The sequence below is a fragment of the Streptomyces sp. NPDC059009 genome, assembly GCF_042740175.1.
In the GTDB taxonomy this organism is placed as follows: Bacteria; Actinomycetota; Actinomycetes; order Streptomycetales; family Streptomycetaceae; genus Streptomyces.
Window position 1 is genome coordinate 49,820 of sequence record NZ_JBHYJB010000028.1, and the last position, 21,650, is coordinate 71,469.

The following is a 21,650-nucleotide window of genomic DNA, read 5'->3' on the forward strand; positions in this document are numbered from 1 at the left end:
CATGTGTGAGGGGTGACCACTTTCGAGTGGTCACCCCTCACACATGTCTCCAGGGATCTCGAGGGCCCGGCGTCCAGGGAGCCAGGGAACCCGAGGGCCGGGCTCCAGGGGGTGGGGCCGAGCCGGCCCCACCCCCTGCGCCGTCTCAGCCCTCCTGCCGCGAGGGCCGCCGCACCACCGCGGCCCACCGCTTGCTCAGCCGCTCCGACCAGCGCGTCCTGGTCCGTGACCAGCGGTCCGACAGCGCCCAGACCACCCGGGCGGCCGAACGCGGCCAGAGCGTTGCCCGCAGCCGGGTGCGCCGGTTCGCGGAGGCGCGCAGGCCGTCGCGTACCCGGAGCGCGTCGTCGGCGAGGCCCGGTGCCGGGTGCGGCCGGGGCGCGTACAGGACCTGCTCCACCGCCGCGGCCACCCGGTGCACGGACTCCGCGGCCGGGTTCCCGAGGCGGCCGACCCGCACGATGCGGGCCGCGGCCTTGCGCGGCGTCTGCGACTCGTCGGGTGCGATGCCGTAGTCCCACGCCGTGTCGGTGACTTCGAGCCAGGCGGCGAGCGTCCGCGCCGCCGCGTCCGCCTCGCTGCGGCCCGGTGCGCCCAGGCGCCTCGCCCGTACGCGTGTCCGCCACAGCAGCGGCAGCAACGGCAGCCCGAGCACCGCCAGGGCCCCCAGGGCGATGCCCAGGATCAGTCCGGTCGGCGGGCCGTCGTCGCCCGAGCCGACCACGGCCTGCGGGGCCTCGCTGGCGCAGCCGCCCTGCCGCTTCATCTCCGGCGGACAGCTGTCCGAGGCCGAGGGGCCGTCGGACGGTGCCGCCGACGCCGAGGGCTCCGGGGCGGCCGGGGCGCTCGGGCCGTCGGACGGGGTGTCCGGGCTGGTGTAGTCCGGCGGCGTGCCCCGGCTCGGGGTCGGCTCGAAGCGGGTCCAGCCCACGCCCTCGAAGTACAGCTCGGGCCACGCGTGCGCGTCCCGCAGGCCGACCGACATGGTGCCGTCCGCCCTCGGGGTGCCCGGGGTGAAGCCCACCGCGACCCGGGCGGGGATGCCCAGGGTGCGCGCCATCGACGCCATCGCGAAGGAGAAGTGGACGCAGAAGCCCTCGCGCTGCTCGAGGAAGCGGGCGATCGCGGCCGGACCGCTGCCCGCCCGCACCTGCGTGTCGTAGGTGAAGCCGCCGTCCGACTGGAACCACTCCTGGAGCTTGACCGCCTCTTCGTAGTGGTTCGCCGCCCCCTTGGTGACCTTGCGGGCCGTGGTCTCCACCACCGCGGGCAGCTCGTCGGGGACCTTGGTGAACTCGCGCTTCAGGTCCGTCGGCGGCTCACCGGCCGCCGCCAGCTGCTGCGCCGTCGGCTCCACCACCAGGCTGCCGACCTTGTACTGGGCGCCCCGCGTGGTCTGGCCCCGGTCGCCGACGACGGCGCGGCCCACCGGCTCGTACCGCCAGCGGCCGCTGATGTCGACGCGGCTGGCCGGGTACGGCATGGGCAGCCAGTTCTGTGCGTAGTCGTCGGCCGCCGAGATGCTCGTCTGCACCTCGGTCCTGCGGACGTCGGGGGAGAGCCCCTTCGGGTCCGGGATGGGGGAGGGGACGTCGGTGATCTTGCGGACGGTCGTCTTCCAGGTCGTCCCGTCGAACTGGTCGAGGGAGACGATCCGCAGATACAGGCCGTCGGTCTGCTTGGCGTTCGTGCGGTACGAGATGACCTGGCGGTCCTCCGGCTGGTTCAGGCTGTCCTGGAGGGCGACCAGCGGGTTCACCGCCGAGATCGTGCCGCCCCCGCCGCGGCCCCCGGCTCCGGGACCGCCGCTGCCGTCCAGGAGCCCGCCGTCCAGGGCGGGGAGGGCGACCGGCACCACCAGGGCGATGCCGAGCGCGAGCGCGCCGATGCGCCGCCCGGTGCGCACGGGCGCGATCGCCCCGCCGCCCTGCGACTCGAGCCCGCCCGCGATCCGCCCCGGAGCGCGCGCGGCGCCCCCGAAGACCCGCCCCCACTGCGAGAGCCGGTCGCGCCCCTCGGCCAGGAGCAGCAGCAGATACCCGGCGGCCGCGAGCAGGAACCACAGCCACCCGGCCCCGTCCCCGGAGAGCCCCGCCGCGACCGAGTACAGCGCGAGCAGCGGAAGCCCGGCCGGAGCCGCCGTACGGAACGTCACCGCGAGGGCGTCCACCGCGAGCCCGATCACCAGCACGCCGCCGACCAGCATCAGCCGGATGCCGTCGCTCAGCGGCGCCGGGATCGCGAACTGCGCCACGTCGTTCCCGCCCGCGTCCAGCAGCTCGCCGAACCGGCGGAACGTCTCGGGCCCCGGAATGATCCCGGCAAGTGCCTGCTCGCGGGCGAACACCAGCGTCAGGAGCAGCAGCGTGACCAGGGCCTGCACCACCACGGTGACCGGCCGGGCCAGCGGCATCCGCCGGGCCAGGGCGCCCACGCCGCTCTGCAGCGCGAGCAGGATCGCCGCCTGGATGAACCACGTCGCCGGATCGACGAGCGGCAGCAGCGCGCTCGACGCCATCAGCGTGGCCGCGGTGGCGCACACCGCCAGTCGCGCGCGACCACTCATGACCGTCCCCCCACTGTCGTACGTCCCCTCATGCCCAGCCCCCGGTCGTCGTCCCCGCGGCGGGCGCGGGACCCGCGCTGGTGCGCAGGTGGTCCGCCTGCCGCCAGACGTCCACGAGGCCCACTCCCGGCGGCACCGCGAGCGCCGTCCAGCCCGCGTCGCGCAGCAGCTGCAGCCGCGCCTCCGCCGTACCGGGCGGCAGCAGGCTCTGCGTCCACGCCGAGCTGTCCAGGACGAAGGCGACCGCAGCCCCGCTGCGCTGCCGCATCTTGGCGGCCACCTGCGCCTGCTCCTCGTCCAGGTCGCCGAAGAAGGCGACAAGGAGACCTTCGTTCCCGCCCCGCAGCAGGTCGTACGCGTGGCTGAGGCCCGCGCCGTCCGAGTGGTCGATCACCGCGAGGGTGTCCATCATCAGCCCGGCCGCGTCCGCCGACTCCTGGCTGGCGCCCGCGAAGCCGTCCGAGCCCTCGCCCGGCACCGAGTTGCCCGTGTCCGTCAACAGCCTTACGGAGAAGCCCCGTTCGAGCATGTGCACCAGGACGGAGGCCGTGGCCGCCACCGCCCACTCGAAGGCCGAGTCCGGTCCCGCGCCCTTGAAGGCGCGGTCGCGGGTGTCCAGGAGCACCGTGCACCGGGCCCGCTGCGGCTGCTCCTCGCGGCGCACCATCAGCTCGCCGTAGCGCGCGGTGGAGCGCCAGTGCACCCGGCGCAGATCGTCGCCGTGGCGGTACCCGCGCGGGATCACGTCGTCCTCGCCGGCGAGGGCGAGCGAGCGGTGCCGCCCGTCGCCGTACCCCTTGGCCTCCCCGGTGAGCCGCACCGAGGGCAGGGCCTCCACGCGCGGGATGACGGTCAGGGTGTCGAACGTCGAGAAGGAGCGGGACAGTTCACACATCCCGAAGGGGTCGGTCAGACGCAGCTGCAGCGGCCCGAGCGGATAGCGCCCGCGCAGGTCCGAGCGCACCCGGTAGGACACCTCGCGGCGGCCCCCTGCCTCCACCCGGTCGAGCACGAAGCGCGGTCGGGGGCCGAGGACGTAGGGCACCCGGTCCTGGAGCATCAGCAGGCCCGTGGGCAGCCGCGAGACGTTCTCCATGCGCAGATGGACGCGGGCCTCCGAACCGGCGGGCACGCGCGCGGGAGAGAGCCTGCGGCTGCCCGCGACGCGGTAGCGGGTGCGGTAGAGGACGACCGCGCACACCAGCGGCAGGACCGCGAGCAGCAGCCCGACCCGGAGCAGGTCGCTCTGGCCGAGCACATACGCGCAGATGGCCGCGGCGACACCGGCCGCAAGGAAGGAGCGCCCACGGGTGGTGAGCCCCGCGAGCGCCGTGCGCAGGCCGCCTTTGTCCTCTTCCTCGCCGTGCGCCGCGGGCGGCGCTCCGGCAGCCATCACAGCCTCCGCGCGCCGGGCGGCTGCTGGCCGTAGTAGCCGCCGCCCGGCTGGGCGGAGGCGGGCACCGGCGTGCGCTGCAGGATCTCGAGGATGACCGACTCGGCCGTACGACGGTTCAACTGGGCCTGCGCGGTGGGCAGCAGGCGGTGGGCGAGGACCGCGACGGCGAGCGCCTGCACGTCGTCCGGCAGGGCGAACTCCCGGCCGCTGAGGGCGGCGGACGCCTTGGCGGCGCGCAGCAGGTGCAGCGTCGCACGGGGAGACGCCCCGAGTCTGAGGTCCGGGTGGTTGCGGGTCGAGGCGACCAGGTCGACCGCGTACCTCCGTACGGAATCGGCGACGTGCACCGTGCGTACGGCGTCCACGAGCTTCACGATCTCGTGGGCGTGGGCCACCGGCTGGAGGTCGTCCAGGGGCGAGACGCCGCCGTGCACGTCCAGCATCTGCAGCTCGGCCTCCGGGCTGGGATAGCCGATGGAGACGCGCGCCATGAAGCGGTCGCGCTGCGCCTCGGGCAGCGGGTAGGTGCCCTCCATCTCCACCGGGTTCTGCGTGGCCACCACCATGAAGGGACTGGGCAGTTCGTACGTCTGCCCGTCGATGGTGACCTGGCGCTCCTCCATGGACTCCAGGAGCGCGGACTGCGTCTTCGGAGACGCGCGGTTGATCTCGTCGCCGATCACGATCTGCGAGAAGATCGCGCCCGGCTTGAACTCGAAGTCCTGCCGCTGCTGGTCGTAGATCGACACCCCGGTGATGTCGGACGGCAGCAGATCCGGCGTGAACTGAATGCGGCGCACCGAGCAGTCGATGGACCGCGCCAGCGCCTTGGCCAGCATGGTCTTGCCGACGCCGGGGACATCCTCGATCAGAAGATGTCCCTCGGCGAGCAGCACAGTCAGCGAAAGCCGTACGACCTCAGGCTTGCCCTCGATCACACCCTCCACCGACCTGCGGACTCGCTCCACAGTGGTGGTCAGATCAGTGAGGCTCGCTCGATCGTCATAGGTCGTCACCCGGCCCTCCTCGGCCCCGTTCTCCGGGCCGACGCTTTCCTGCGGCCCGGCCCACCCCGATTCACGGACACCGCGCGTGAATGGTTCCGCGCGACGCCACCCCCGCATTCTTGTTGGGCGTACGGGGTCGTGTCACTCGCCTGTGGATAACTGGCGCCGTTATGTCGGGTGTTGGGCCGTTTTGGCCTCGCACAATGTCCGAACTAGCGCACCTGCGGTCACGCAGGGTCGATCTCCCGGAGCAGACCGGTCGTCACGTCGAAGACGAATCCCCGTACGTCGTCCTTGTGCAGCAGGAACGGCGAGGTGCGTACCCGCTGCATCGACTGCCGCACGTCCTGGTCGACGTCGCGGAACGCCTCCACCGCCCAGGCCGGCCGCTGCCCGACCTCGTCCTCCAGCTCGTGCCGGAAGTCCTCGGTGAGGGTGAGCAGGCCGCAGCCCGTGTGGTGGATGAGCACGACACTGCGGGTGCCGAGGGCGCGCTGGCTGATCGTCAGGGAGCGGATGACGTCGTCGGTGACCACGCCGCCCGCGTTGCGGATGGTGTGGCAGTCGCCCAGCTCCAGGCCGAGGGCGGCGTGCAGGTCGAGGCGGGCGTCCATACAGGCGACGACGGCCACCTGCAGGACGGGACGGGCGTCCATGCCGGGGTCGGTGAAGTCGGAGGCGTACTTCTGGTTCGCGTCGATGAGGCGGTCCGTGACGGTGCCGTCCACGGTTATGCCGGCGCTCGGCTCGGCGGGGGTGCGGCCCTGAGGGGATGCGGAAGTCGACATGGTTATGACGGTAGTGCGCGCCGATCTGGCGGGCCTGCTGTGAGAACGGACAAAGAACGTCAATGAGTCTTGTTGTGAGGTAGTCCACAGGGGCCGTGATGGTGCGGCCGAACGGGTGACTTCACCGGGAATGCGGCGTCGCCGGGGGTGGCTCGCGACGCGCAGGCCGGTTGATTGACCGAAAGACACCGTGGACTAAAGTGACGCGAAGCGGGAGACGTGACCTGCTCCCTGCTGGACGGTAATTCCCCGGAGATTCCCTGAATCCCCCACGTGCGCGGCGCGTACGTACGGCTCGGCCTCCTCCCGCTCCCGGTCGGCTGACGCCCCTTCCCCGGCGCCAGCAGGCCATTCCCCTTCTCGAGCGGGCGGGGACCCGGCGGTGCGTACCGCCCGCCGGAGCTGAGAGGGCCCCTTGAGCAGCAACAGTCGACATGTCCCCGTGATGCTCCAGCGGTGCCTGGACATGTTGGCCCCCGCGCTCGCGGAGCCCGGAGCGGTCGTCGTCGACTGCACCCTCGGGCTCGGCGGCCACAGCGAGGCGCTCCTGGCCACCTTCCCCTCCGCCCGCCTCATCGCGCTCGACCGCGACAAGGAGGCGCTGCGCCTGTCCGGCGAGCGCCTCGCCCCCTACGGCGACCGGGCCACCCTCGTGCACGCCGTCTACGACGAACTCCCCGACGTGCTCGACCGCCTGGACGTCCCGCGCGTCCAGGGCGTCCTCTTCGACCTCGGCGTCTCCTCGATGCAACTCGACGAGGCGGACCGGGGGTTCGCGTACGCCCAGGACGCCCCCCTCGACATGCGCATGGACCAGACGACGGGGATGAGCGCCGCCGAGGTGCTCAACACCTACCCGCCCGGTGAGCTGGTGCGGATCCTGCGGGCGTACGGGGAGGAGAAGCAGGCCAAGCGGATCGTCTCCGCCATCGTGCGCGAGCGCGAGAAGGAGCCGTTCAGCAACAGCGCCCGGCTCGTCGAGCTCATCCGTGACTCCCTGCCGCAGGCCGCCAAGCGCACCGGCGGCAACCCGGCCAAGCGCACCTTCCAGGCCCTGCGCATCGAGGTCAACGGTGAGTTGAGCGTCCTGGAGCGGGCCATCCCGGCCGCGGTGCAGGCGCTCGCGGTCGGCGGCCGCATCGCCGTGCTCTCGTACCACTCGCTCGAAGACCGCCTGGTCAAGCAGGTGTTCGCGGCCGGAGCCGCCACCACGGCGCCGCCCGGCCTGCCCGTCGTGCCCGAGCGCTACCAGCCGCGCCTCAAGCTGCTCACGCGCGGCGCCGAACTCCCCACCGAGGAAGAGGTCGCCGAGAACCGCCGGGCGGCCCCGGCACGGCTGCGGGGTGCGCAGCGCATCCGCGAGGAGGCCCCATGAGCAAGAAGCCCGAGCTGCGGGGGAGGGCGGCGAAGCTCGCCCGGCTGCTGCCGTCGGGCCCGAGCCAGGCCGCCCGCACGCCCTTCGTGTTACTGGTGGTGCTGCTGCTCGGCGGGGGCCTGATCACGCTCCTGATGCTGAACTCCTCCCTGAACGAGGGGTCGTTCCAGCTGAGCAAGCTCAAGAAGGAGACCACCGAGCTCACCGAGGAGCAGCAGGAGCTCCAGCGCGAGGTGGACGACTTCTCGGCGCCGGACGCGCTGCAGCGCCGCGCCGGCGAGCTCGGCATGGTGCCCGGCGGCGACCCCGCCTTCCTCGACCCCGACGGCACCGTCCGCGGCGTGCCCGGCGCGGCGGCCAGGCCCTCGGCGCTGCGGGTGCCCGCGCCCCGCCCGCTCGAGGTGGCCTCGCCCCCGCCCTCGGTCTCCGAGGCCCCGTCCCCCGCCCCGTCGGCTCCCGGCCCCGAGCCCACGCCGAAGCCCTCCGCCCAGCACCCCCGCACCGCCCCTTCCGCGCAGCCCGGCCCCACGACCTCCGGCAGGTGACGTAAGTGACGGACCGTCAACCGCCCCCGCGCCGCAGAGTGCCGGGACCCGCCCGCCCGGCCCGCCCCGCCCGCCCCGGCCAGCAGCGGCGCCCCGGACCGGGCGGCCGCCCCGCCGCCCGCCGCCCGCGCCAGGCCGGCGGCTCCGGCAAGGCGGCGCCCCGCATCATCCGCCTGGGCAGCCCCCGGCCCCGCCTGCGCATGGTCAGCCTCGGGCTGACCCTGATCATGCTGATCTTCGTGGTGCGGCTGCTCCAGGTGCAGGCGGTCGACGCCAGCGCGTACACCGCCAAGGCGGAGAAGAATCGCTACCTCGGCCACACCCTGGCCGCCGAGCGCGGCGGCATCACCGACCGCCGCGGCATCGAGATGGCGATCAGCGACGACGCGTACGACATCTCGGCCGACCCCACGCTCCTCACGCCCAAGTCGACGAAGGTCAAGGACGCCCCCGAGCAGGCGGCCGCCCTGCTCGCCCCGATCCTCGGCAAGGACCCGGTCGAGCTCACCAAGAAGCTGAAGACCCCGGACACCCGCTACGTCCTGCTCGCCCGGCGCCAGACCCCCAAGATCTGGAAGCAGATCAAGGACCTGCGCTCCGCCCTCGCCGACAAGGCGGCCGCCGACCCGAAGTCCGCCAACGTCCTCGCGGGCGTCCTCGCCGACCCGAGCAGCAAGCGGGTCTACCCCAACGCCGATCTGGGCGCCGGGATACTGGGCTGGGTCAACGCCGACGGCAAGGGCGCGGGCGGCCTGGAGCAGCAGCTCGACAAGGAGCTCGCGGGCAAGGACGGCAAGATCAGGTACGCCCAGTCCGGCGGCCGTCAGGTCCCCACCGCCGGCGGCACCGAGACGCCCGCCGTGCCCGGCTCCGACATCGAGCTCACCATCGACCGCGACATCCAGTGGGCCGCGCAGAACGCCATCACCGAGCAGGTCAAGAAGTCCAGGGCGGACCGCGGCTACGTGATAGTGCAGGACACCCAGACCGGCGAGGTCCTCGCCATGGCCAACGCCCCCGGCTTCGACCCGAACGACCTCTCGCAGGCCAACGGCGCCGCCATGGGCAACGCCGCGCTCCAGGACGCGTACGAGCCCGGCTCCACCGCCAAGGTCATGTCGATGGCGGCCGTACTGGAGGAGAATGCGGCCACACCCGGCACGCACGTGACGGTGCCCAACCGGCTGCACCGCGGCGACCGCCTCTTCCAGGACGACATCGACCACCCCACCTGGCACCTCACGCTCAACGGCGTGCTCGCCAAGTCCAGCAACATCGGCACGATCCTCGCCACCGGCCAGCTCGGCAAGACGCAGTCGGAGGCGAACCAGACGCTCTACTCGTATCTGCGCAAGTTCGGCATCGGCAAGGAGACCGGGCTCGGCTTCCCGGGGGAGACCTCCGGCATCCTCGCGCCGCCCGGGAAGTGGTCCACCTCGCAGCAGTTCACGGTCCCCTTCGGCCAGGGCTTCTCGATCAACGCGATGCAGGCGACCTCCGTCTACTCCACGATCGCCAACGGCGGCGTCCGCGTCGAGCCCACCCTCGTACGCGGCACGAAGGGCCCCGACGGCCGCTTCACGCCCGCCCCGAAGCCCCAGCAGACCCGCGTCGTGAGCGAGCAGACCGCCAAGACGCTGGCGACGATGCTGGAGTCCGTCGTGGACGACGAGGAAGGCACCGGCGTCGCTGCCCGCATGCCCGGCTACCGGGTCGCGGGCAAGACCGGTACGGCCAACCGGGTCGATCCCGCCACCGGCAGGTACAAGGGCTACACCTCGTCGTTCGCCGGGTTCGCGCCCGCCGACAAGCCCCGCGTCGCCGTCTACTGCGCGATCCAGAACGCCACCAAGGGCAGCTACTTCGGCGGCCAGATCTGCGGCCCCATCTACAAGCAGGTCATGGAGTTCGCCCTGAAGACGCTGCAAGTCCCGCCCACCGGCAAGCCCCCCGCCCGCCTTCCGGTCACCTACAAGCCCGGAGACTGACCAGGAACCCCCGTGACAACGATCACCTCCGACCCCGGGAACCGTCGCCCGCCACACGGTCCGGCAAGCACCTCGCTTCGCCCTGAAGCGGGTGAGCCCGGTACGCTCACCGCCGTGCCACACGCTGATCAGTCCCAAACCACCCAGAAAGGCGCTCCCGTGACCTATCCGGGACCGCCCCGGCCGGCCCAGGTCTCCGCCACGCCCCTCGCGGAGCTCGCCGATCAGCTCGGCGTCGCCTCGCCAGGTGCGACCGACACCCCTGGCATCACCGGCATCACGCACGACTCGCGCGCGGTGCGCCCCGGCGACATCTACGCCGCCCTGCCCGGGGCCCGGCTGCACGGCGCCGACTTCGTCGCCCAGGCCGCCGACCTCGGCGCCGCGGCGATCCTCACGGACCCGACGGGCGCCGAGCGCGCCGCCGCCACCGGCCTGCCCGCCCTGGTCGTCGACGACCCGCGCGGCGTCATGGGCGAGCTCGCGGCCACGGTCTACGGCCGCCCCGGCCGTGACCTGCTGCAGATCGGCATCACCGGTACGTCGGGCAAGACCACCACCGCGTATCTGATCGAGGGCGGTCTGCGGGAGGTCCGCAGCACCGGACTCATCGGCACCGTCGAGATGCGCATCGGCGACGAGCGCATCAAGTCGGAGCGCACCACCCCCGAAGCCACCGATCTCCAGGCCCTCTTCGCGGTGATGCGGGAGCGCGGCGTCGAGGCGGTCGCCATGGAGGTCTCCAGCCACGCGCTGGTGCTCGGCCGTGTCGACGGCTGCGTCTTCGACGTCGCCGTCTTCAACAACCTCAGCCCGGAACACATGGAGTTCCACTCCGACATGGAGGACTACTTCCGGGCGAAGGCGCAGCTCTTCACCAAGGAGCGGTCCCGGCTCGGCGTCGTCAACTTCGATGACGAGTACGGGCGTCGGCTCATCACCGAGTCCGAGGTGCCCGTCACCACCTTCTCCGCCGAGGGCCACCCCGATGCCGACTGGCGGGCCGAGGACGTCGAGGTGGGTCCGCTGGACTCGACCTTCGTCGCGGTCGGCCCGAAGGGGGAGCGGATCACCGCGAAGTCCCCGCTGGCCGGTCCGTTCAACGTCGCCAACACGCTCGCCGCGATCGTCTCCCTCGCCGTCGCGGGCATCGACCCGCAGACCGCCGCCGACGGCGTCGCCGCCGTGCCGGGCGTCCCCGGGCGCCTGGAGCGCGTGGACGCGGGCCAGCCGTACCTCGCCGTCGTCGACTACGCGCACAAGACGGATGCCGTCGAATCGGTCCTGCGCGCGCTGCGCAAGGTGACCGAGGGCAAGCTGCACATCGTGCTCGGCTGCGGCGGCGACCGCGACAAGACCAAGCGGATGCCGATGGGCGCCGCCGCGGCCCGCCTCGCCGACTCCGCCGTACTGACCTCCGACAACCCGCGCGGCGAGGACCCCCTCGCGATCCTCGCCACCATGCTCGCGGGCGCCGCCGACGTGCCGGCCCACGAGCGCGGCGAGGTCGCCGTCTTCGAGGACCGCGCCGCTGCCATCCGCGCGGCCGTCGCCCGCGCCGAGCCCGGCGACACCGTCCTCGTCGCGGGCAAGGGCCACGAGCAGGGCCAGGACATCGCCGGGGTGGTGCGTCCCTTCGACGACCGCCAGGTGCTTCGCGAAGCCATCGAGCAAACCCAGGGATGAAGTTGTGATCGCCCTCTCCCTCGCCGAGATCGCCAGCGTCGTCGGCGGGCAGACGTACGACATACCGGATCCGACGCGTCAGGTGACCGGTCCGGTGGTCCTGGACTCCCGTGAGGTGGAGCCCGGCAGCCTCTTCGCCGCCTTCGTCGGCGAGCGCGTCGACGGCCACGACTACGCGGCCGCCGTCGTCGAGGCGGGCGCCGCCGCGGTGCTCGCCTCGCGGCCCGTGGGCGTGCCCGCGATCGTGGTCGAGGACGTGCAGTCGGCGCTCGGCGCCCTTGCGCGCCACGTGGTCCGGCGCCTCGGCGCCACCCTCGTCGCCCTCACCGGCTCCGCGGGCAAGACCAGCACCAAGGACCTCATCGCGCAGGTGCTGCGCACCAAGGCCCCCACGGTCTGGACGCCGGGCTCGTTCAACAACGAGATCGGCCTGCCGCTCACCGCCCTGTCCGCCACCGACGAGACCAGGTTCCTCGTCCTGGAGATGGGCGCCCGCGGCAAGGGCCACATCCGCTACCTCGCCGAGCTCACGCCGCCGAAGATCGGCCTCGTGCTCAACGTCGGCACCGCCCACATCGGCGAGTTCGGCGGCCGCGAGCAGATCGCGGAAGCGAAGGGTGAACTCGTCGAGGCGCTGCCCGCGGACGGTGCCGCGATCCTCAACGCCGACGACCCCCTCGTACGCGCGATGGCCTCCCGGACGCAGGCCCGGGTCCTCCTCTTCGGAGAGGCCGAGGACGCCGACGTACGCGCCGAGAATGTCCGGCTCACGGAGAACGGCCGGCCCGCCTTCACGCTGCACACACCCTCCGGGTGCAGCGACGTGACCTTGCGGCTGTACGGTGAGCACCACGTGTCGAACGCGCTCGCCGCGGCCGCCGTCGCCCATGAGCTGGGCCTGTCCGTGGACGAGATCGCCCTCGCGCTCTCCGAGGCGGGCACCCTGTCCCGCTGGCGGATGGAGGTCACCGAGCGCCCGGACGGCGTGACGGTCGTCAACGACGCCTACAACGCGAACCCCGAGTCCATGCGGGCGGCCCTGCGCGCGCTCGTGGCCATGGGCAAGGGGCGTCGTACGTGGGCGGTGCTCGGGCACATGGCCGAGCTCGGGGACGAAGGTCTCGCCGAGCACGACGCGGTCGGACGCCTTGCCGTCCGGCTCAACGTGAGCAAGCTCGTGGCAGTCGGGGGCAGGGAAGCGTCCTGGCTCCAACTGGGCGCATACAACGAGGGTTCGTGGGGTGAGGAGTCGGTGCACGTGTCCGACGCACAGGCGGCGATCGACCTGTTGCGCAGCGAGTTGCGCCCGGGGGACGTCGTCCTGGTGAAGGCGTCCAGATCGGTCGGTCTCGAGCGGGTCGCGCTCGCGCTGCTCGAGAACACCAGTGAGGGCGAGGTCGCCGGCCGATGAGGCAGATCCTCTTCGCGGGTGTGATCGGGCTCTTTCTGACCCTGGTCGGAACGCCGCTGCTGATCAAGCTCCTCGCCCGCAAGGGCTACGGGCAGTTCATCCGGGACGACGGCCCGCGCGAGCACCACAGCAAGCGCGGTACGCCGACCATGGGTGGTATCGCCTTCATCCTGGCCACGCTCATCGCGTACTTCCTGACGAAGATCATCACGGGCACGGAGACCACGCTCTCCGGCATGCTGGTGCTCTTCCTGATGGCGGGCATGGGCCTCGTCGGCTTCCTCGACGACTACATCAAGATCGTCAAGCAGCGCTCGCTCGGTCTGCGCGCCAAGGCGAAGATGGCGGGCCAGCTGATCGTCGGCATCGCCTTCGCGGTCATGGCCCTGAACTGGCCGGACAACCGCAACCAGACCCCGGCCTCGACGAAGCTCTCCTTCGTCACGGACTTCGGCTGGTCCATCGGCCCGGTGCTCTTCGTGATCTGGGCGCTGTTCATGATCCTCGCGATGTCGAACGGCGTGAACCTCACGGACGGCCTCGACGGTCTCGCGACCGGCGCCTCCGTGATGGTCTTCGGCGCCTACACCTTCATCGGCGTCTGGCAGTACCAGGAGTCCTGTGCCAACGCGAACACGCTGACCAACCCGTCGGCCTGCTTCGAGGTCAGAGACCCGCTCGACCTGGCCGTCGTGGCCTCCGCCCTGATGGGCGCCTGCTTCGGCTTCCTGTGGTGGAACACCTCGCCCGCCAAGATCTTCATGGGCGACACCGGCTCGCTGGCCCTCGGCGGCGCGCTCGCGGGTCTCGCGATCTGCTCGCGCACGGAGATGCTGCTCGCGCTCCTCGGCGGCCTCTTCGTCCTCATCACCATGTCGGTGGTCATCCAGGTCGGCTCGTTCCGCCTCACCGGGAAGCGCGTCTTCCGGATGGCGCCGCTCCAGCACCACTTCGAACTCAAGGGCTGGTCCGAAGTCCTGGTCGTGGTCCGCTTCTGGATCATCCAGGGCATGTGCGTGATCGTCGGACTCGGCCTCTTCTACGCGGGATGGGCAGCCGACAAGTGACCACTGCGTCCGACTGGCAGGGCAGGAACGTCACCGTCGCCGGGCTCGGCGTGAGCGGCATCAGCGCCGCCCGCGCCCTGGCCGGGCTCGGCGCCGCGGTGACGGTGGTCGACGGGGGCTCCTCGGACACCCACCGAGAGCGGGCCACCGCCCTTGAGGGCGAGGGCATCTCCGTACGCCTGGGCGACGCGGACACCCTCCCCGAGGGCACTGACCTCATCGTCACCTCGCCCGGCTGGAAGCCCGAGTCGCCGCTCTTCGCGGCGGCGGCAAAGGCGGGCGTGGACGTCGTCGGGGACGTGGAGATCGCCTGGCGCCTGCGCGGCCCGGACGCCGCGCCGTGGCTGGCCATCACCGGCACCAACGGCAAGACCACGACCACGCAGATGCTCGCGTCGATCCTGACGGCGGCGGGCCTGCGCACGGCCGCCGTCGGCAACATCGGTACGCCGATCGTCGACGTGATCCTGGAAGGCGACGACGCCTACGACGTGCTCGCCGTCGAGCTCTCCTCCTACCAGCTGCACTGGGCGCCCTCGCTGCGCGCCCACTCCGCGACGGTCCTGAACCTCGCCCCCGACCACCTCGACTGGCACGGCTCCATGGAGGCGTACGCCGCCGACAAGGGCCGCATCTACGAGGGCAACCGGGTCGCCTGCGTCTACAACGTCGCCGACAAGGCCACCGAGGACCTGGTCCGCGAGGCCGACGTCGAAGAGGGCTGCCGCGCCATCGGTTTCACGCTGAATGCGCCCGCCCCCTCCCAACTCGGCGTCGTGGACGGCATCCTGGTCGACCGTGCCTTCGTGCCGGACCGCCAGAAGCAGGCCCAGGAGCTCGCCGAGATCTCCGACGTGCAGCCGCCCGCGCCGCACAACATCGCCAACGCCCTTGCCGCGGCGGCCCTCGCGCGCGCCTACGGCGTCGAGGCGTCGGCGGTCCGCGAGGGGCTGCGCGCCTTCCGCCCGGACGCCCACCGCATCGCGCACGTGGCGGACGTGGCCGGGGTCGCCTACGTGGACGACTCCAAGGCCACCAACACCCACGCCACAGAAGCCTCGTTGGCCTCGTACGAGTCGATCGTCTGGATCGCCGGGGGGCTCGCCAAGGGAGCCACCTTCGACGAGCTCGTGGACCACTCGAAGGGCCGGCTGCGGGCCGCCGTCCTCATCGGCGCCGACCGCGCCCTGATCCGCGAAGCCCTGGCGCGACACGCCCCCGAGGTCCCGGTGGTGGACCTCGACCGGACCGACACTGGGGCGATGTCCGAGGCGGTGCGGCGGGCGGCCGAGCTGGCTCAGCCGGGGGACACCGTGCTGATGGCTCCGGCCTGCGCGTCGATGGACATGTTCACCAACTACAACGAGCGTGGCGACGCGTTCGCGGCCGCCGTCCGCGAACTCGCCGCCGACAGCGCCTGACCGGACCCTGCGGGGTCCGGGGCGCCCGGACCCTCGGGAGGGCAACGTGACAGCCGTGTCGTGGCTGGGGTCTCGTGGACGGACGGCCGGCGGAGGGGCCCGCTGATGCCGGGCAGCAGCGCGCGCGCCCCGCGCCGGCCGCGCGGGCCGGTCGCACCCCGGCCCGCCCGGATGCCCTCGCCGCCGCGCGAGAGCGGACTGCGGCGCCTCTACACCAAGGCCCGCCGAGCCTGGGACCGGCCGCTCACCGCGTACTACCTGATCCTCGGCTCCAGCCTGCTGATCACCGCGCTCGGCCTGGTGATGGTCTACTCGGCCTCGATGATCCAGGCGCTGCAGCTGCACCTGCCCGCCTCGTACTTCTTCCGCAAGCAGTTCGTCGCCGCCGTCCTCGGCACCGGCCTGCTGCTCGTCGCCATGCGGGTCCCGGTCAAGCTGCACCGGGCCCTCGCGTATCCGATGCTCGCGGCGACCGTCTTCCTGATGGTCCTGGTCCAGGTCCCCGGGATAGGGCGCAGCGTCAACGGAAACCAGAACTGGATCTATCTGGGCGGCCCCTTCCAGCTCCAGCCCAGCGAGTTCGGCAAGCTCGCACTCGTGCTGTGGGGCGCCGACCTGCTCGCGCGCAAGCAGGACAAGCGGCTGCTCACGCAGTGGAAGCACATGCTGGTGCCGCTCGTTCCGGTGGCCTTCATGCTGCTCGGTCTGATCATGCTCGGCGGCGACATGGGGACGGCGATCATCCTCACCGCGATCCTCTTCGGCCTGCTCTGGCTGGCCGGGGCGCCGACCCGCCTCTTCGCGGGCGTGCTCTCCATCGCGGGCGTCCTGGGCGTGATCCTCATCAAGACCAGCCCCAACCGCATGGCCCGGCTCGCCTGCATGGGCAAGACGGACCCCGGCCCGGCCGACCAGTGCTGGCAGGCCGTGCACGGGATCTATGCGCTCGCCTCCGGCGGATTCTTCGGTTCCGGTCTCGGCGCGAGTGTGGAAAAATGGGGTCAACTGCCCGAACCGCACACCGACTTCATCTTCGCCATCACCGGGGAGGAACTCGGCCTGGCGGGGACACTGTCGGTGCTCGCTCTGTTCGCGGCTCTAGGCTATGCGGGTATCCGCGTGGCCGGACGCACGGAGGACCCCTTCGTGAGGTACGCCGCGGGAGGCGTGACCACCTGGATCACGGCCCAGGCCGTGGTCAACATCGGTGCGGTGCTCGGTCTGCTGCCGATCGCCGGTGTCCCGCTCCCGCTGTTCTCCTACGGGGGCTCGGCCCTGCTGCCGACCATGTTCGCCATCGGTCTGCTCATCGCCTTCGCGCGAGAGGAACCGGCGGCGAAGGCGGCCCTGGCCATGCGGCAACCTCGGGTGAGATGGAACACGATGCGACGGCGCGTCAAGGCGCGTTCGTCCGGAGAGCGGTGAATTTCGGTGCATGTCGTACTCGCCGGTGGGGGGACCGCCGGCCACATCGAGCCCGCGCTCGCCCTCGCGGACGCCCTGCGCAGGCAGGACCCCACTGTGGGCATCACGGCCCTGGGCACGGAGCGTGGACTCGAGACCCGGCTCGTACCGGAGCGAGGCTATGAACTCGCCCTGATCCCCGCCGTACCGCTGCCGCGCAAGCCCACGCCCGAGCTGCTCACCGTCCCCGGACGGCTGCGCGGCACCATCAAGGCCGCCGAGCAGGTCCTGGAGCGCACCAAGGCGGACGCGGTGGCCGGCTTCGGCGGCTATGTCGCGCTGCCCGCGTACTTCGCGGCCAAGCGCCTCGGCGTCCCGATCGTGGTGCACGAGGCCAACGCGCGCCCCGGCCTGGCCAACAAGATCGGCTCCCGGTACGCCTCGGCGGTCGCCGTCTCGTCGCCCGACAGCAAGCTGCGCGGCTCCCGCTACATCGGCATCCCGCTGCGCCGCACCATCGCCACGCTCGACCGGGCCCGGGTCCGCCCGGAGGCGCGCGCCGCGTTCGGTCTCGACCCGAACCTGCCCACGCTCCTGGTCTCCGGCGGCTCCCAGGGCGCCCGGCGGCTCAACGAGGTCGTCCAGCAGGTCGCCCCGGTGCTGCAGCGCGCGGGCATCCAGATCCTGCACGCGGTCGGCCCGAAGAACGAAATGCCGCGCGTCGACAACATGCCGGGGATGCCGCCCTACATCCCGGTACCGTACGTGGACCGGATGGACCTCGCGTACGCCGCGGCCGACATGATGCTCTGCCGCGCGGGCGCGATGACCGTCGCCGAACTCTCCGCCGTCGGGCTCCCCGCCGCCTATGTCCCGCTGCCCATCGGCAACGGCGAACAGCGGCTCAACGCCCAGCCGGTGGTCAAGGCGGGCGGCGGACTGCTGGTCGACGACGCGGAACTGACGCCCGAGTGGGTCCAGGGCAACGTCCTGCCCGTGCTCGCCGACCCGCACCGCCTTTACGAGATGTCCCGCGCCGCCTCGGAGTTCGGCCGCAGGGATGCCGACGAGCTCCTCGTCGGCATGGTGTACGAGGCGATTGCGTCACGCCGCAACGCGTGAAGAAGGCAGGGGACCGTGGCCGGACCGACCACCGCCGAACGACAGCAGTCCGCACCTGGTCGGTCCCGCCCGCCCCGCCGCCTCAAGCTGCCCCGGCCGCGCACCCTGATCGCGCTCGCCGTCGCGCTCGTGCTGCTCGGCAGCGGCGGGGTGTGGGTGCTGTACGGCTCGCAGTGGCTGCGCCTGGAACACGTATCGACGTCCGGTACGCGGGTGCTGACGCCCGAACAGGTGCGGGAGGCCGCCGACGCCCCGGTCGGGGCACCGCTGATTTCGGTCGATTCCGACGCCATCGAGGCGCGGCTGCGCCGGAAATTGCCCCGAATCGACTCGATTGACGTCGTCCGTTCCTGGCCGCACGGAATCGGCCTCAAAGTGACGGAACGCAAGCCGGTCCTCCTTATCGAAAAGGGCGGAAAGTTCGTCGAAGTGGACGCGAAGGGCGTGCGATTCGCCACGGTCGGCCGCGCCCCGAAGGGCGTCCCGCTCCTCGAATTGACGACGGATCAGGCGGCCGGATCGCCGAGTCTGCGGCGGTTTGGAACCGACCGGCTGCTGCGCGCATCTGTGCAGGTGGCCGGTGATCTGCCGGAGGCGGTCGCGCAGCGGACGCGCGCCGTCAAGGTCCGTTCGTACGACTCCATCTCGCTGGAGTTGAGCGGCGAGCGGACCGTCGTATGGGGCAGCGGTGAGAAGGGTCGTGCGAAGGCCGCGACGCTCACCGCGCTGATGAAAGCCGCCCCCAAGGCACGGCACTTCGATGTGAGCGTCCCCACCGCCCCTGCGTCATCGACGAGTTGACGTACATCACCGCAGGCCAGCACCCTGGTTCGGCAGCGCTACGGCTGATCACATAGGGTGAAAAGAAAAACGGGAGGTTCGGCGTGTTCGTTGAACGTGCGCCACTTGTCGACTTAGTGTCCTGTTCGGAAGAGTCCAGGGAACAGACACACTGGTAACCCTAAACTTCAGCGTTAGGGTTCGGGTCGGCGTATCGGACCGTCCCATTCGGCATCAGTCGTCGCAGCGTTTCAAAGCGAGGCGGCGACACGTAACTCGAGGCGAGAGGCCTTCGACGTGGCAGCACCGCAGAACTACCTCGCAGTCATCAAAGTCATCGGTGTCGGCGGCGGTGGTGTCAATGCCATCAACCGGATGATCGAGGTCGGTCTCAAGGGCGTCGAGTTCATCGCCATCAACACCGACGCGCAAGCCCTGTTGATGAGCGACGCCGACGTCAAGCTCGACGTCGGCCGTGAACTCACCCGTGGACTCGGCGCGGGAGCCAACCCGGCCGTCGGCCGCAAGGCCGCCGAGGACCACCGCGAGGAGATCGAGGAGGTCCTCAAGGGGGCCGACATGGTCTTCGTCACCGCCGGCGAGGGCGGCGGCACCGGCACCGGCGGCGCCCCCGTGGTCGCCAACATCGCGCGCTCACTCGGCGCCCTGACGATCGGTGTGGTCACCCGGCCGTTCACCTTCGAGGGCCGCCGCCGCGCGAACCAGGCCGAGGACGGCATCGCGGAGCTCCGCGAAGAGGTCGACACCCTCATCGTCATCCCCAACGACCGGCTCCTGTCCATCTCGGACCGCCAGGTCTCCGTGCTCGACGCCTTCAAGTCGGCGGACCAGGTGCTGCTCTCCGGTGTGCAGGGCATCACCGACCTCATCACCACGCCCGGCCTGATCAACCTCGACTTCGCCGACGTCAAGTCCGTGATGTCCGAGGCGGGTTCGGCGCTCATGGGCATCGGCTCGGCCCGCGGCGACGACCGCGCGGTGGCCGCCGCCGAGATGGCGATCTCCTCGCCGCTGCTCGAGGCGTCCATCGATGGCGCCCGCGGTGTGCTGCTCTCCATCTCCGGCGGCTCGGACCTCGGCCTCTTCGAGATCAACGAAGCGGCCCAACTGGTCAGTGAGGCCGCCCACCCCGAGGCCAACATCATCTTCGGTGCCGTCATCGACGACGCCCTGGGCGACGAGGTCCGGGTCACCGTCATCGCTGCGGGCTTCGACGGCGGACAGCCCCCGGCCAAGAGGGAAAACGTTCTGGGCTCGGCTTCCGCCAAGCGCGAGGAGCCCGCGACCCCGGCCCGGTCCACCGAGTCCCGCCCGGCCTTCGGCGGCCTCGGCAGCGTGACCCCGCGCGACGAGCCGCGGCCCGTCGAATCCGCCGAGTCCGCCGAGCCGGCCCCGGCCCCGGTGAGCGAGAGCCCGTCCGCGCCGGTCTCCCCGCCGCAGGTCCCCCCGGCCCGTCCCTACCAGGACAGCCAGGCCGAGGAGCTGGACGTGCCGGACTTCCTGAAGTGATAGGTCAGCGCTCCGGAACGAGCACTGTGAGCGGCGCGCGCTTCGCCTTCACCGACAGGTGGGGCGGGGTGAGCGCCGTTCCGTACGAGGAGCTCAATCTCGGCGGGGCGGTCGGGGACGACCCCGACGCGGTGCGCACCAACCGCGAGCTGGCCGCCAAGTCGCTGGGGATCGACGCGGCCCGGGTCGTCTGGATGAACCAGGTGCACGGGTCCGACGTCGCCGTGGTGGACGGGCCGTGGGGCGCCGCCGAGCAACTCCCCGCCGTCGACGCCGTGGTCACCGCCCGGCGCGGCCTCGCCCTCGCGGTCCTCACCGCCGACTGCACCCCCGTCCTCCTCGCCGACCCCGTCGCGGGTGTCGCGGGGGCCGCGCACGCGGGGCGGCCCGGCATGGTCGCCGGAGTGGTGCCCGCCGCGGTGGCCGCGATGGTGGAGCTCGGCGCCGACCCCGCGCGGATCGTGGCCCGCACCGGCCCCGCCGTGTGCGGCCGTTGCTATGAGGTGCCCGACGCGATGCGCGCCGAGGTCGCCGCCGTCGAGCCCGCGGCGTACGCCGAGACGAGCTGGGGCACGCCGGCGGTCGACGTGACGGCGGGGGTGCACGCTCAGCTGGAGCGGCTCGGGGTGCGCGACCGGGAGCAGTCCCCGGTGTGCACCCGGGAATCGGAAGACCACTTCTCGTACCGCCGCGACCGGACCACCGGTCGTCTCGCGGGCTATGTCTGGTTGGAGGGCGCCTCCGGTGCCCTCGAAGCGACGGGGGACAGGGCATGACGGACCGTAAGTCTCAACTCGCCGGGAATCTGGCGGATGTCGAGAAGCGCATCGCCGCGGCCTGCGCGGAAGCGGGCCGCGAGCGGGACGAGGTGACCCTCATCGTGGTCACCAAGACGCACCCCGCGAGCGATGTGCGGATCCTGTCGGAACTCGGTGTGCGCCACGTCGCGGAGAACCGCGACCAGGACGCGGCGCCGAAGGCCGCGGAGTGCTCGGATCTGCCCCTTACCTGGCACTTCGTCGGCCAGTTGCAGACCAACAAGGTCCGCTCCGTGGTCAGTTATGCCGATGCCGTGCAGTCCGTCGACCGTCCCAAGCTCGTCACAGCTTTGTCGGCGGCCGCGGTGCGCGCCGAGCGGGAGCTCGGCTGCTTCATCCAGGTCGCCCTCGACGCCGAGGAGGACGGGCGGGGGGACCGCGGGGGCGTAGGACCGGGCGGAATCGAAGAGTTGGCCGATCTCGTGGCCGGGGCGCCGGGGCTGCGGCTCGATGGTCTGATGACCGTCGCACCGCTCACGGGCCCTTACGAGGGGCGCCAACAGGCGGCGTTCGAGCGGTTGATGGATTTGTCGACTGCCCTGCGCGCGACTCATCCGGCTGCGAACATGGTCTCGGCAGGGATGAGTGCGGACCTCGAGCAGGCCGTTGCGGCCGGGGCGACACATGTGCGCGTCGGTACGGCGGTACTCGGAGTCCGACCCAGGCTCGGGTAACGTCGCCAAGAAGTCGGACCACAGCAGAAAATATGGTCATTCCCGCTGTTGGGGCGGGGACCTCGTGGATCG

General features: G+C 71.8%; 17 protein-coding genes. 13 read left to right on the plus strand and 4 right to left on the minus strand.

Going from position 1 to position 21,650, the window contains the following annotated elements; all coding sequences use genetic code 11:
* Nucleotides 1-145 precede the first annotated feature (145 nt).
* From ACFWYM_RS26315 to ACFWYM_RS26330, 4 genes are all read right to left on the minus strand, one after another.
* Nucleotides 146-2,566: a DUF3488 and DUF4129 domain-containing transglutaminase family protein gene (locus ACFWYM_RS26315; RefSeq protein ID WP_384842052.1), complete on the minus strand. Its 2,421-nt coding sequence runs from the start codon at nt 2,564-2,566 to the stop codon at nt 146-148.
* Nucleotides 2,567-2,594: 28 nt separating this feature from the next.
* Nucleotides 2,595-3,959 carry a DUF58 domain-containing protein gene (locus ACFWYM_RS26320; protein WP_384842055.1) on the minus strand — a complete coding sequence of 455 codons (1,365 nt, stop codon included), beginning with the start codon at nt 3,957-3,959 and terminating at the stop codon, nt 2,595-2,597.
* Nucleotides 3,959-4,978 (minus strand): AAA family ATPase, encoded by a 1,020-nt coding sequence (locus ACFWYM_RS26325; RefSeq protein ID WP_384842058.1) that lies wholly within the window; start codon nt 4,976-4,978, stop codon nt 3,959-3,961. Before ACFWYM_RS26325 ends, ACFWYM_RS26320 begins: the two co-directional genes overlap by 1 nt.
* 218 nt (nt 4,979-5,196) lie before the next feature.
* Nucleotides 5,197-5,820 (minus strand): beta-class carbonic anhydrase, encoded by a 624-nt coding sequence (locus ACFWYM_RS26330; RefSeq protein WP_384842061.1) that lies wholly within the window; start codon nt 5,818-5,820, stop codon nt 5,197-5,199.
* A gap of 352 nt (nt 5,821-6,172) precedes the next feature.
* Between ACFWYM_RS26330 and rsmH the strand changes: the two genes are divergently transcribed.
* The 13 genes from rsmH (at nt 6,173) to ACFWYM_RS26395 (ending at nt 21,578) form a co-directional block, all read left to right on the plus strand.
* Nucleotides 6,173-7,132, plus strand: a complete 960-nt coding sequence (gene rsmH, locus ACFWYM_RS26335; protein ID WP_384842064.1) for a 16S rRNA (cytosine(1402)-N(4))-methyltransferase RsmH — start codon at nt 6,173-6,175, stop codon at nt 7,130-7,132.
* Nucleotides 7,129-7,677 (plus strand): cell division protein FtsL, encoded by a 549-nt coding sequence (locus ACFWYM_RS26340; RefSeq protein WP_384842067.1) that lies wholly within the window; start codon nt 7,129-7,131, stop codon nt 7,675-7,677. The genes rsmH and ACFWYM_RS26340 overlap by 4 nt, the downstream gene beginning before the upstream one ends.
* 5 nt (nt 7,678-7,682) lie before the next feature.
* The gene (locus tag ACFWYM_RS26345; protein ID WP_384842070.1) at nt 7,683-9,665 is read left to right on the plus strand and encodes a peptidoglycan D,D-transpeptidase FtsI family protein; all 1,983 of its coding nucleotides are present in this window, start codon (nt 7,683-7,685) and stop codon (nt 9,663-9,665) included.
* Nucleotides 9,666-9,677: 12 nt separating this feature from the next.
* Nucleotides 9,678-11,351 carry a UDP-N-acetylmuramoyl-L-alanyl-D-glutamate--2,6-diaminopimelate ligase gene (locus ACFWYM_RS26350; protein ID WP_384842073.1) on the plus strand — a complete coding sequence of 558 codons (1,674 nt, stop codon included), beginning with the start codon at nt 9,678-9,680 and terminating at the stop codon, nt 11,349-11,351.
* 4 nt (nt 11,352-11,355) lie between these two features.
* The gene (murF, locus tag ACFWYM_RS26355; RefSeq protein ID WP_384842076.1) at nt 11,356-12,762 is read left to right on the plus strand and encodes a UDP-N-acetylmuramoyl-tripeptide--D-alanyl-D-alanine ligase; all 1,407 of its coding nucleotides are present in this window, start codon (nt 11,356-11,358) and stop codon (nt 12,760-12,762) included.
* Entirely contained in the window at nt 12,759-13,829 is a 1,071-nt protein-coding gene (mraY, locus tag ACFWYM_RS26360; RefSeq protein WP_384842079.1) for a phospho-N-acetylmuramoyl-pentapeptide-transferase, read from the plus strand. The genes murF and mraY overlap by 4 nt, the downstream gene beginning before the upstream one ends.
* The gene (murD, locus tag ACFWYM_RS26365; protein ID WP_384842082.1) at nt 13,811-15,250 is read left to right on the plus strand and encodes a UDP-N-acetylmuramoyl-L-alanine--D-glutamate ligase; all 1,440 of its coding nucleotides are present in this window, start codon (nt 13,811-13,813) and stop codon (nt 15,248-15,250) included. The genes mraY and murD overlap by 19 nt, the downstream gene beginning before the upstream one ends.
* Nucleotides 15,251-15,355: 105 nt before the next feature.
* Nucleotides 15,356-16,675: a putative lipid II flippase FtsW gene (ftsW, locus tag ACFWYM_RS26370; protein ID WP_384842085.1), complete on the plus strand. Its 1,320-nt coding sequence runs from the start codon at nt 15,356-15,358 to the stop codon at nt 16,673-16,675.
* A 6-nt stretch (nt 16,676-16,681) separates the two neighbouring features.
* Nucleotides 16,682-17,776: an undecaprenyldiphospho-muramoylpentapeptide beta-N-acetylglucosaminyltransferase gene (murG, locus tag ACFWYM_RS26375; RefSeq protein ID WP_384842088.1), complete on the plus strand. Its 1,095-nt coding sequence runs from the start codon at nt 16,682-16,684 to the stop codon at nt 17,774-17,776.
* 15 nt (nt 17,777-17,791) lie between these two features.
* The gene (locus tag ACFWYM_RS26380) at nt 17,792-18,577 is read left to right on the plus strand and encodes a cell division protein FtsQ/DivIB (protein ID WP_384842091.1); all 786 of its coding nucleotides are present in this window, start codon (nt 17,792-17,794) and stop codon (nt 18,575-18,577) included.
* A gap of 276 nt (nt 18,578-18,853) precedes the next feature.
* Nucleotides 18,854-20,086 carry a cell division protein FtsZ gene (gene ftsZ, locus ACFWYM_RS26385; protein ID WP_384842094.1) on the plus strand — a complete coding sequence of 411 codons (1,233 nt, stop codon included), beginning with the start codon at nt 18,854-18,856 and terminating at the stop codon, nt 20,084-20,086.
* Nucleotides 20,083-20,862 carry a peptidoglycan editing factor PgeF gene (gene pgeF, locus ACFWYM_RS26390; RefSeq protein WP_384842097.1) on the plus strand — a complete coding sequence of 260 codons (780 nt, stop codon included), beginning with the start codon at nt 20,083-20,085 and terminating at the stop codon, nt 20,860-20,862. Before ftsZ ends, pgeF begins: the two co-directional genes overlap by 4 nt.
* Nucleotides 20,859-21,578, plus strand: coding sequence for a YggS family pyridoxal phosphate-dependent enzyme (locus tag ACFWYM_RS26395; protein ID WP_384842100.1), 720 nt, complete (start codon nt 20,859-20,861; stop codon nt 21,576-21,578). The genes pgeF and ACFWYM_RS26395 overlap by 4 nt, the downstream gene beginning before the upstream one ends.
* Nucleotides 21,579-21,650: the final 72 nt, after the last annotated feature.

Bases quoted from the DNA above. Each gene is read 5' to 3' on its own strand.
- mraY (WP_384842079.1), top strand. From the start codon at position 12,759: ATGAGGCAGATCCTCTTCGCGGGTGTGATCGGGCTCTTTCTGACCCTG.
- ACFWYM_RS26395 (WP_384842100.1), top strand. From the start codon at position 20,859: ATGACGGACCGTAAGTCTCAACTCGCCGGGAATCTGGCGGATGTCGAG.
- ACFWYM_RS26320 (WP_384842055.1), bottom strand. From the start codon at position 3,959: ATGGCTGCCGGAGCGCCGCCCGCGGCGCACGGCGAGGAAGAGGACAAA.
- ACFWYM_RS26315 (WP_384842052.1), bottom strand. From the start codon at position 2,566: ATGAGTGGTCGCGCGCGACTGGCGGTGTGCGCCACCGCGGCCACGCTG.
- murD (WP_384842082.1), top strand. From the start codon at position 13,811: ATGGGCAGCCGACAAGTGACCACTGCGTCCGACTGGCAGGGCAGGAAC.
- ftsW (WP_384842085.1), top strand. From the start codon at position 15,356: ATGCCGGGCAGCAGCGCGCGCGCCCCGCGCCGGCCGCGCGGGCCGGTC.
- ACFWYM_RS26340 (WP_384842067.1), top strand. From the start codon at position 7,129: ATGAGCAAGAAGCCCGAGCTGCGGGGGAGGGCGGCGAAGCTCGCCCGG.